General features: G+C 59.9%; 9 protein-coding genes, 1 tRNA gene and 2 pseudogenes. 4 read left to right on the top strand and 8 right to left on the bottom strand.

All coding sequences use genetic code 11. From position 1 onward, the window contains the following. Window positions 1-91: 91 nt before the first annotated feature. Complete coding sequence (locus tag D3272_RS21395; protein ID WP_129221239.1) at window positions 92-541, bottom strand: superinfection immunity protein; 450 nt, start codon at window positions 539-541, stop codon at window positions 92-94. A 117-nt stretch (window positions 542-658) separates the two neighbouring features. Beyond that, entirely contained in the window at window positions 659-1,099 is a 441-nt protein-coding gene (locus D3272_RS21390; protein WP_245496713.1) for a DUF805 domain-containing protein, read from the bottom strand. A 124-nt stretch (window positions 1,100-1,223) separates the two neighbouring features. On the opposite strand from D3272_RS21390, the gene D3272_RS21385 reads away from it, so the two are divergent. Beyond that, on the top strand, window positions 1,224-1,508 hold the full coding sequence (locus tag D3272_RS21385; RefSeq protein WP_129221237.1) for a helix-turn-helix domain-containing protein: 285 nt from the start codon (window positions 1,224-1,226) through the stop codon (window positions 1,506-1,508). 30 nt (window positions 1,509-1,538) lie between these two features. Here D3272_RS21385 and D3272_RS21380 read toward each other — a convergent pair whose 3' ends face one another. Beyond that, a complete protein-coding gene (locus D3272_RS21380; protein ID WP_129221236.1) occupies window positions 1,539-2,192 on the bottom strand; it encodes a hypothetical protein in 654 nt (217 codons plus the stop codon). Between the two features lie 164 nt (window positions 2,193-2,356). Further along, window positions 2,357-3,406, bottom strand: coding sequence for a hypothetical protein (locus tag D3272_RS21375; protein WP_245496712.1), 1,050 nt, complete (start codon window positions 3,404-3,406; stop codon window positions 2,357-2,359). A 418-nt stretch (window positions 3,407-3,824) separates the two neighbouring features. On the opposite strand from D3272_RS21375, the gene D3272_RS21370 reads away from it, so the two are divergent. After that, window positions 3,825-4,493, top strand: a complete 669-nt coding sequence (locus D3272_RS21370) for a hypothetical protein (RefSeq protein WP_129221235.1) — start codon at window positions 3,825-3,827, stop codon at window positions 4,491-4,493. A gap of 98 nt (window positions 4,494-4,591) precedes the next feature. Here the strand turns inward: D3272_RS21370 and D3272_RS21365 are convergent, their stop codons facing one another. Further along, a complete protein-coding gene (locus D3272_RS21365; RefSeq protein ID WP_129221234.1) occupies window positions 4,592-5,440 on the bottom strand; it encodes a hypothetical protein in 849 nt (282 codons plus the stop codon). Window positions 5,441-6,169: 729 nt separating this feature from the next. Here D3272_RS21365 and D3272_RS21355 point away from each other — a divergent pair. Next, window positions 6,170-7,276, top strand: coding sequence for an IS5 family transposase (locus D3272_RS21355; RefSeq protein WP_129221232.1), 1,107 nt, complete (start codon window positions 6,170-6,172; stop codon window positions 7,274-7,276). 297 nt (window positions 7,277-7,573) lie between these two features. Here D3272_RS21355 and D3272_RS28090 read toward each other — a convergent pair. Then, window positions 7,574-7,891 (bottom strand): annotated as a pseudogene (locus D3272_RS28090) (IS66 family transposase); the annotation flags it as partial. A gap of 12 nt (window positions 7,892-7,903) precedes the next feature. On the opposite strand from D3272_RS28090, the pseudogene D3272_RS21340 reads away from it, so the two are divergent. Continuing rightward, window positions 7,904-8,101 (top strand): annotated as a pseudogene (locus D3272_RS21340) (IS66 family transposase); the annotation flags it as partial. 59 nt (window positions 8,102-8,160) lie between these two features. Here D3272_RS21340 and D3272_RS21335 read toward each other — a convergent pair. Together D3272_RS21335 and D3272_RS21330 are read right to left on the bottom strand one after the other, a co-directional pair. Beyond that, window positions 8,161-8,979, bottom strand: a complete 819-nt coding sequence (locus D3272_RS21335) for a hypothetical protein (RefSeq protein WP_129221230.1) — start codon at window positions 8,977-8,979, stop codon at window positions 8,161-8,163. A 315-nt stretch (window positions 8,980-9,294) separates the two neighbouring features. Continuing rightward, window positions 9,295-9,370 (bottom strand) — tRNA-Glu (locus tag D3272_RS21330). Window positions 9,371-9,491 lie beyond the last annotated feature (121 nt).

The raw sequence follows: 9,491 nt of genomic DNA, 5'->3' as shown, positions 1-9,491 counted from the left end.
AGCGCTCGCGCTGATCTCCAGTTGTGCCCAACCTCTCAGGAAGCCCTCCCGCGAGAGCGGGTTCGTCCTTGGGTCGAGAGCGGTCGTGAGGTCAAACCTTACCGATCACCTCGGCTTTGAGCTTCACAAATTCCTCAGCTGTGATGTAGCCCTGGGTGTGAAGCGTCACGAGCCGCTCAATGGCATCTGCGGCCTGACCGAACGTCGGTGACCCATTGGCTGACGAGGTCATCGGCTCTGGGCGCGGCTGAGGAAAAAGGGGCAGCTGGCGGACGTCGTTCAGCAGCAATCCTATACCCGCTTGAGGATCGTGGCCGTCGGCTTGCTGCGCCGACACTCGCCCCCGATAGGCCCACACCAGGGCAACAACCCATCCGATGACCGTTGCTCCCGCGAATACATTCAGCGCGAGGATGAACCAGCGATCGTGAGTTCGCCGTCGAAACGCCACGAAACTTGGGAGAAGGCCTAGCCAGATGGAAGCAATCAGGACAATCGTCGCAATTAAAAAATATAGTAGGTATGCAAAAATCAGATCCATGTTATCTGCCTCAAGCTAGTAACCGCTGTTTCAACGCGTCGAATTCTTCGTTTGTCAAAGCGCCGTCGAAAAGCAGGCCAGCAAGTCGGTCGAGTTCTGCAACTTTCTCTAATATATTTAATGATTGATGCGACGCAGGTGCGCTGACCATGACTTCTGGCGCAACGCGACTTGCATATCGTCGTGCCGTGTAGGAACGCTCGGTGAGTGGAGGTGTCTGGCTCGGTTCTGAATCCGGCTTCGACCCATATCGGTTTGCACCGGGCGAGCCCGGCAGGCTCCATACCAGCAACATGGCCAAACCGAGAAGCGGCACGAGGCCGAACACAGCCAGCCAGTTCGATTCAGGTCGTGAGAACGCCGAGCTGCGACTGCACAGAACGGCAGCATGTGGATCAGTGCCACAAGGGACGTGAAGAGATTGTCTGCCTGGGGGTCGCTTTCAGCGCGCATGTGATCGATCGCGGCGGCAACCATGGTGATCAGTAGCCAGCCTGCGGCAAATTCCAAAAATTCCAGGCGTCGCGCTCGACCATGAAAATCGAGGCAGCGACGCATCGCGCTCAGATACCACATAGCTGTCCCCCTAACGGCCGACGCCTCCTCGGACCAAGCGCAAGGCCGAGAAAATCATAGCGTATAGGTCATGGATTAAGCGAGCTCGTCCGAGTGCCTGGGAGGCATGGATGGAAGGGCGCGCCTCGCTTGGAATGTCCGGCACCTCCGCGCGCTGCGAGGCTTGTCGCAGGAAGCGCTCGAAGTCGATGCTGGCGTGGCGGCCCCTTATCTTTCAGGCATCGAGCGCCGGGTCGTGAACCCGACCGTCGATGTTCTCGATCGGCTGGCCGGGGCGCTCGGGGTCGAAGTCGATGTCCTGCTTCGAGCCTACGACAGCCATTCCACCCCACCTCAGCCGCTCAAAGCGGGTCGGAAGCCGCGTCAGCCAGTCCGGCGGGACGTCGGGTAGTCAGGTTCCGACGCTCGCCCCAGGTCGCCCTCAATCCGCGTCGGCGCCAAGTGCTGCGGGCAGCAAGGCCAGGTGCTCACGGTGGCGGACAAAAGGCGGCTCATTTATCCATTGAGCGCTGACCCACCTTAGCTGAAGCAGATCAGGCTCGCGAAGCGCGGTAACCTGGGCGACGTACCATATTTCCGGGTCGTACAGCTCGGCGGCGAGCACGCGGTGGCCGAGCGTGATGGCAGCCCGATCGGCAGGCGGCTCAGCGGGCTCGCTGAGGGCGTCCTGGCCGCCATAGGTGCCGTCGGTGGCGGGTGAAGCGGAGCGCCTGCCCTTGGGCCTTGGCGGGGCGCTCGGGGGCATGTCGGCTTCAGGCGGGCGCTCAGGGGTGAAGCTGTCGGGGTCGGCTTCGAGCTGCTCAAAGACGGCAGCCTTGACGAATGGCACGAAGGCCCGGCCGGTTGCAAACACCCGCCCTTCTGGCAACTCTGCGGCGAGTTCCTGCTGTTCGACCGTCGTCAGGCGCAGGGCTCGCATGCCCATCAACCCGGCGGCCCGCTCGGCCAGGGCGGCGTCGGCCGGCTCGAAGCGGCTCGCGTGAGCTTTGCCGCCCTCGTCGCGGCCGAACACGACAACAGCCGAAGGGGCATTGAGGACCGTCTCGGGCGCAATGATCGAAGCGGTATCGTCCATATTGATCTCCACGTGGGTGAAAGGCCCTGGTTGGAATTCGCGAGTGGGCAGGCGGGCGAACGTCGAAGTGGTTCAGCGTGATCGCTGGACGCACGCTCACGGGCTGCGTTCGGCCCTGGCCTAGGTTGCCAACCCGCCTGCAGCCGAACCCCGATATATGCATCTTATGGTTGAGTGACAAGGACCTTCTCGGGGCGGAGCGGCAGGCGATCACAATTCGGTCCAGTCGGACACAGGCGCTGCCGACAGGGCGCTCGATCATCGATCCGCACGCCGTTGCAGATATCGAGCACGCCGGCCGCGCAGAACCGCCAAATCGCGTGCTGGACGAAGCGCGGGAAGGTGGCCGGGAAATCGGGGTTGAACTCCCGGGCATCGATTTTGACGGCGACAGCCTCGATGATGTCGGCACACCCGCCATCGGCGTAGCAAGCTGGGCCATAGACGTGTTCGGACCGACACCTTCGTAGGGTGCCGGTGCGGTGCAGGAAGCCGTGCACCAAGGTGTCAATGGCGATCATGCGGGCGCCAGCTGCCACCCACCGCGGCCGGCCGGGATCGCCAGCCAGCAGCAGGTCAGCCAAGGCCATCGACCAAAGCTTCGCGCCAACCCCGTGAACAGCCGTGAGGGGCGCAACCACGGCCGCTCGAAGCCCGCTGGCGGTGTAGGTAGCGGCGGCGCCTAGATCAGCCCCGGCGAGCTGCGCATCGAGCCAGCCGACGACGTCGCCAGCGCACATGTCGCGGATGAAAAGTGCCAAGCTGTAGCTGGCTTGGTTCAGGGCGCCCTTGCGGAGATGCAACACCGGCAAAGGACAGCGGGAGAGGTGCGCGGGCTCGGCGCAGGTGCCTGCTGACTTGCGATAGCCACAGCGGTTGAAGTGCCGATGGCCCTGTAACTTCGGACATGATGGGTCGACCGCAAGGGAGGCAATGAGGTCGGCCCAGGTCGCTGTCCCATGTCGGTCGGCGTAGGCGAAAGCGACACTGTCGGAAATGCCCTGCAGCTGGATCAGGCGCTGGAGCCAGTCGAAGATCGGGCCCGGGTCACGCCGAGCCACCGCTGCTTGCACGCCGTTCAGGGCGAGGTTGGCTCGTAGATCGTCGAGGAACGACCGCGGCGCCCAAAATAGGGCGGGTTCGATGACCTTGCGGGCGTGGTCAAGCCCGACCGGGTCGAAGCTGAACGTCGAGGGTTTGGTTAGTTTGCGCATCGGCCGGGCGTAACAGCTGGCCGAATAGGGTCGTCAACTGTGATTCAGCCGACCCAGTGTGCTCACGGCCACGCTTTGCGACCATCGTCGGCACCATGCGGATCGCAAAAGGCCGTTGACTCATGAGTCCCCACAACGCCGCCCTTGGCGGAGCCCACCTTTGATCATCGCGTAAAAGCTGTATGGCACCTCAGACCGCTTAGGCTTCGGCCGCATCAGGTCGCATCACGCCAATTTAAAAACGTAGCCTTTTCGACCCGATGGAATGCCAGGGGTTCGGCAGACTACCACATCAGACCTGCAATGTGGTTTTCCGAAAAAGGCGGACCAGCATATGTAGACCTATGCCTTCACGGCATCGAAACTGACAAGTTTGAACCATTGCACCAGCGCTCAGCCCGACATTGAGCCGTTTGTAATGAGCAAATTAAGCCACGCCCATCACGTAAAAGCGAAACTCAGTAAGTGGCTATTGAGTGAGCGGCACCTCGCGTTGACCCACCGTCAGCAATCATCGGAATCGAAGATGCAACACAATCGAAATCATAATCCAGCTGATGTCGAAATCGCTTACGGCAAATGGGCTCGATGGCTCGTCGCCGATGAGTATACCCCATATCTGCTGACATTGATGTTTAGACCAATCGACGGCAGCGCCGTCCATCGGGCCAGGGTGATGAGCGATGAAATTGAACGCATCTACCGCATGCACCTGCCTTGGATCGTTCGTCATCCCCGGGCCGCCTCATCGTTCGGGCGCTTGCCCATTTGGATTTGCAGCCCTGACTTCCCGATCTTCAAACATCACCGGGGCACCCTTGCCGATGCGCGGGTCAACGATGGCGAGCATAGCCACTGCCTTGCGTTCGTTCCCCTTGGGTCACGCCTTGATGGTGGCCTCGACGCACACTTCGCGGAGCACCAGAGTCGTTATATCCGTCCCAACTACCCCCTCGACCGCCTCGATGTTATCCCTATTACCCACGACGTTGATTACGTCATGGGCTACAGCCGGAAAGCCATAGCCCATGGCGTGGCTGGTGACGACGCGACTCTTATCCTGCCTCGCGCTCGTTCAGAGATGTGATACTTACATCGCCGCTGATGTCATTAGCATTCTGGATGTCCAACCAACAGGCCCACTTCGCGGACGTTTGCTCGAAACTCACCTTCGTACTAGACAATTTAGTCAGATGGCTTCCAGGAGACCGACCGAGTCCCAACGGCCTCAAACCGCTTCCAAGGGTTCGGCCAGATTACCCGGCGGAGTGTGACTTGGACATAGCTTCCGGCAGGAGTATCAAGGATCTCTTGCCTGAAAGCACCTGCCACAAAGTAGATGTGCACACTGCGATCGAATGGTGGGTCTTTGTGTCTTTTCGTTTTCTTTTTTAACAGAACCGACGCCGGCTCGTTTTCTGTGATTTTCTCATCTGCAGACTCTACGGATTCGTGATCTGCATGGGTATCACTTGAGTCATCCTCAGAGGATGGACCGTCCCAATTTTCGTCGACACTTTCATCGAGCTGCGAACAAGACGTCTTCGGCTTCCAGGTGGATGATCCCTTGCCATCCTGTTTCTCTCCTTCGTTGCCCATCATCCGCTCGACATGATCGATCACGCGATGAAGTTTGTGTTCTCCTAAATGATCAACCACGGCTTCCGGCTCAGTCCCATGCTGAACATAGTATGTGACCGCTTTGCTCCAGCTTAACGCTTGCTGATACAAAGTACCCCTAGTCTTCGCCGCCCCTAGAATAAAGCGACAAGTCAATATTGGCAACTTGTTCGCACTAGGTTTGTGACCACTTTCAGGCCAAAAATTGTGATCAAAAAATTCATTCTGGGCCTCACTCGACGACGCTAATTGTCGGACAAAGCCGACGATAAACGCCACGACTTGATGTTTTCTTTTATTTTCGGTCAACTCTGACCGTATCGAATCCGCTTTGCATCCTTCGATCGCGCCGATAGGATCGGACTTGAGTTTCATCAACCATCCCACTAGCAGCGCCTTTTTCAGATCATCCATGATGTCCACCACCGATTATAAACAAGGAATTCTGGTAATTTTCGGAGCACTGATATTGTCCAGTTCGCTAGGAGGCGTACTGCGACCGAGCCCCCTATTTTCTATCGATCCCTACTCATCGAAGGCTTGATGCTATTTGCTTGACGGCCGTTCGGTTGAGCCGTGCTTGGGTGTTGAAGGAAGGCGCGCACATCTTCGACGCGGAAACCCTTGATGCGTCCTGTCCCAATAGACACCGGAGAGGGGAAAACGCCCGCACGGATCCAAGCGTAGATAGTAGCGCGGCTCGCAGGGATCGGACCGTGGGGAGGCAGCAGTGCCTTCATGCGCACAAAGCCAGTGCTCGGCAGTTCGCCGAAAGATGAATTAGATTTCGTGATTGGATTGCCAGACATCATCATTACTCCTCGCTGAATGCTATGACGATGATCTAGACTATCCAGCGTATCTTTTCGATCTTCCTGAGGTTTGAAAGATGATCCTTCATGCCTCAGGATGACATTGCGCGAATAACAGTTTCTACCCACGGGCTCAGTTGAGGCGACCCGCGCCCTGCATCGTCGGCCGAGATGCAACGATAGACTGCACGGTCCGCTGAAGGCTGTTTCTTGATGGCATGAGCGGCGGTGATCTCGAGCGCCTAAGCAAGGACTAGCAGGACGCTGAAAAAGGCTTCGAGGGTGGGCCAGTTCGTGATTCACTCAGCCTTGGTCGGCGGGGGGGTGTCGGATGCGCGGACAGGACAGCCGGAGCGGGTCACTGTTCTCCTATGTGGATCTGGAGCAGCGCGTCCGCTCGGATCATCCCCTGCGTACGATCCGGACTTTGGTGAACGAGGCGCTGGCGTCGCTCGACGGGCGCTTCGGCGAGATCTACTCGGAGATCGGCCGTCCCTCGATCCCGCCCGAACAGCTGCTGCGGGCGATGCTGTTGCAGGCGTTCTACTCGGTGCGCTCCGAGCGTCAGCTGATGGAGCAGCTCGACTTCAATCTGCTGTTCCGCTGGTTCGTCGGCCTGGGCGTCGACGATCCCGTGTGGGACGCTTCGACCTTCTCCAAGAACCGCGATCGCCTGCTCGACGGCAGCGTGGCGGCGGCGTTCCTGAGCGCGGTGCTGGCCATCCCGCGCGTGAAGCGGCTCCTGTCCCAGGATCACTTCAGCGTGGACGGCACGCTGATCCAGGCCTGGGCTTCCATGAAGAGCTTTCGGCCCAAGGACGACGGCACGCCGTCCGAACCGCCCGAGCCGCCGGCCGGCGGACGCAATGCCGAGGTGGACTTCCACGGCCAGCGCCTGTCCAACGACACGCACCAAAGTGCCACGGACCCCAAGGCCAAGCTCCCCCGCAAGGGTCAGGGGCGCGAGGCCAAGCTCAGCTTCATGGGCCATCTCCTCATGGAGAACCGCAACGGGCTGATCGTGGACGGCTGCGTCACGGAGGCCAACGGCCAGGCCGAGCGCATCGCCGCCCTGGCCATGATCGAGAAGCGCGCCGACCGGCCGAGCCGCATCACGCTCGGGGCCGACAAGGGCTATGACGCCGAGGATTTCGTGAACGAATTGCGCTTCATGAACGTGACGCCGCACATCGCCCGCAACATCGCGGGGCGGCGCTCCGCCGTCGACGGGCGCACGACACGCCATCCCGGCTACGCGCTCAGCCAGCGCATCCGCAAGCGGATCGAGGAGGGTTTCGGGTGGGGCAAGGAGTTCGGGCTCTTGCGCCGCATCCGGATGCGGGGCCGCGAGCGCGTCGACATGGCCTTCGCCTTCTCGGCCGCGGCCTGCAACCTCATACGCCTGCCGAAGCTACTGGCTGAATCAGAGGTGGCGTGAGAGGGGCTGCAACGGCCGCCCGCACACCGCGACAGGGCTGGTGCCCGTCCCACAAGGCGGCCTGCACACTGCAAAAGGTCCGATCCGCCCGCTTCTCGCCGGTCCAGCGGTGAAAAACGATGAGACATGAGCATGATGGGCGTGACGTCGACCGTTTTCAGCGTCCTGCTAGTTGATCAAGCTGGCACTAAAGCTGCAGCGCCCGGGCAAGACGTCGCGCACGTCGCCCTACACCGACCGCAAGGAGCGGCGCGAGCAGTCCCGCCCCGGCGGTGCAAAGCCCGGTCACGAGGGCTACAGTCGCGTCATCGCCAAAGATCCCGATATGATCGCCGCGTGGTCGATGTCGCGCGCCAGGTGGCCCAGGCAGGTCTGCTGCCGGGCGGCATGGCCCTGTTGGGCCGAGTAGGGGTCTGACAGCCACACGGCGGGACGGTGCCCGTCCATGATCTCGTGCACCACGCCGCCCCGACGTGTGGCGCGTACGTGGTGCACCACCACTTCCTCGCACCGGAACACTCAGTGGAAACGGTTCGTGCCCTCGATGCGCACTCCCGTCTCGTCAGACGCCACCACAGTGGCACGCCGCAGCGCCGACAAGGACGCGTCGCGCCCGGCGTGCCCATCCCCGTACGGGTCGATGCCACAAACAACGCCTGTGAGCGCGATCTCCGCCCGACGGTGATCCAGCGCAAGAACAACCACGGCTACCGCGCCATATGGTCCGCCGAGGGCGAAGCCGCCGTGCGAACCGTAGTGGCGACAGCGCGCATGACCTCCGGCGCCGGCTCGTTCAGCACCGTGCTGGGCGCCATCGGCGCCTGACGGCGCCCGGATAAGCTCCGCAACGCGTGGGTAGTTTCACCGGCCCAATGTCCCGCAAGTTACTTAGCACCAGTGGCACTACGCCTGTAGGTTGCCATCTTGCCGTAAGAACTAGCTGACATAGCTGGCAATCGACACACTTTTGGGCTCAGATTCGCTGGAAAAAGGAAAAAGTCCTCAACAGCCATTGCCCGCCCATCAACGATGGCTCGAAGTCGTTCTTGAACATCAAGCGCCTCGCAAAAAATCTGCAAGATGTCCTGCTCACGCGAAGCTGTTTCTATCAACTGTTCGAGAAAACCCGGTTGCCTGGGATCAAGATACCAATCGAACTTCGATCCGTGGAACCGAACACATTGAAACGGTGAAGAACGTTTAAAGTCACGCCATATGACATGGTGCTTTGATGCGCTGCACCAATCAGTTCGTCCATAACTAAAATTCCCACGCACGTAGCCGCCATGCCTGTTGATGAATTCGAAGGCCTTGCCTAAACTTGGGCGCTTGCGTTTATCACTCCCCTTAGGACGGTAAGTTAACAAAAACCGAACAAGATCTCCAGTATATATGCAATCGTTATATTCAAGATGATTGTCTAGATGCCAGAATAAGGGAATATCGATAGCTGTTCGCATAAGTGTCAAATAAACTTGAGGTTCAAAGACGACTGAAAACCACTCTCTCGGAGGATCGACGCCCACACTTCGCTGGTTGAGTAGAGCAAGATTCAGAGCAACGAACAAAGTTTTCGATGGCGCGTGTAGATCCTCTGGGGAGTTTAGCCAGCTCGAAAACACCGCCACGGCGAATTCGCGCTCGAAAAGATACTGGCTCGGTCGAGAGCGGGTTAATATCTCAACCGCTTGTTTCACCTCCACACCCTACCTCCGAACGCTCAATCATTCTGCCGAAATTGTCCCCCGGCTACGTCGACGCGGAGCTTTATGGCACCGTCACGCTCTACCCAGCACAACCTCGAAGCCCGATGACTCCCTCATAGCATCGATCGGAGCTGAATTTCCGCATGCGTTGGCAGCCTGACCGAAGAGCGATGATAACGATACGAGATAAACGAGCTCAGCAGGCCTCGCTGCACAGCGAGATTCTGAACAGGTTCCACAGCGTCCAGCCAAGCATGCGGGACACAAACAGGACACTCACAAGGCTTGCTGACGAGAAGTGCTTGAAATCGTTGGCGCGCCCAAGGGGAATCGAACCCCTGTTTTCGCCGTGAAAGGGCGACGTCCTAGACCGCTAGACGATGGGCGCGGGGGCAGCGGGCGGCGCCGCTGCTCGGGGGTCCTTATAGGCCGAGGGCGGCGACCCTGGCAAGGGTCGCGGCGCGGCTTCCTGTGCGCCGATGGCCCGGGCGGGCCGGCGTGCGACGCGA

The organism is Lichenibacterium ramalinae, assembly GCF_004137085.1.
In the GTDB taxonomy this organism is placed as follows: Bacteria; Pseudomonadota; Alphaproteobacteria; order Rhizobiales; family Beijerinckiaceae; genus Lichenihabitans; species Lichenihabitans ramalinae.
The sequence above is the reverse complement of the archived record's forward strand: the minus strand, read 5'-3'. Positions and strand labels throughout refer to the sequence as shown.

Excerpts from the sequence above, each read along its gene's own strand:
- D3272_RS21395 (WP_129221239.1), bottom strand. The coding sequence starts at position 541 with ATGGATCTGATTTTTGCATACCTACTATATTTTTTAATTGCGACGATT.
- D3272_RS21385 (WP_129221237.1), top strand. The coding sequence starts at position 1,224 with ATGGATGGAAGGGCGCGCCTCGCTTGGAATGTCCGGCACCTCCGCGCG.
- D3272_RS21370 (WP_129221235.1), top strand. The coding sequence starts at position 3,825 with ATGAGCAAATTAAGCCACGCCCATCACGTAAAAGCGAAACTCAGTAAG.
- D3272_RS21375 (WP_245496712.1), bottom strand. The coding sequence starts at position 3,406 with ATGCGCAAACTAACCAAACCCTCGACGTTCAGCTTCGACCCGGTCGGG.
- D3272_RS21390 (WP_245496713.1), bottom strand. The coding sequence starts at position 1,099 with ATGCGTCGCTGCCTCGATTTTCATGGTCGAGCGCGACGCCTGGAATTT.
- D3272_RS21380 (WP_129221236.1), bottom strand. The coding sequence starts at position 2,192 with ATGGACGATACCGCTTCGATCATTGCGCCCGAGACGGTCCTCAATGCC.
- D3272_RS21365 (WP_129221234.1), bottom strand. The coding sequence starts at position 5,440 with ATGGATGATCTGAAAAAGGCGCTGCTAGTGGGATGGTTGATGAAACTC.
- D3272_RS21355 (WP_129221232.1), top strand. The coding sequence starts at position 6,170 with ATGCGCGGACAGGACAGCCGGAGCGGGTCACTGTTCTCCTATGTGGAT.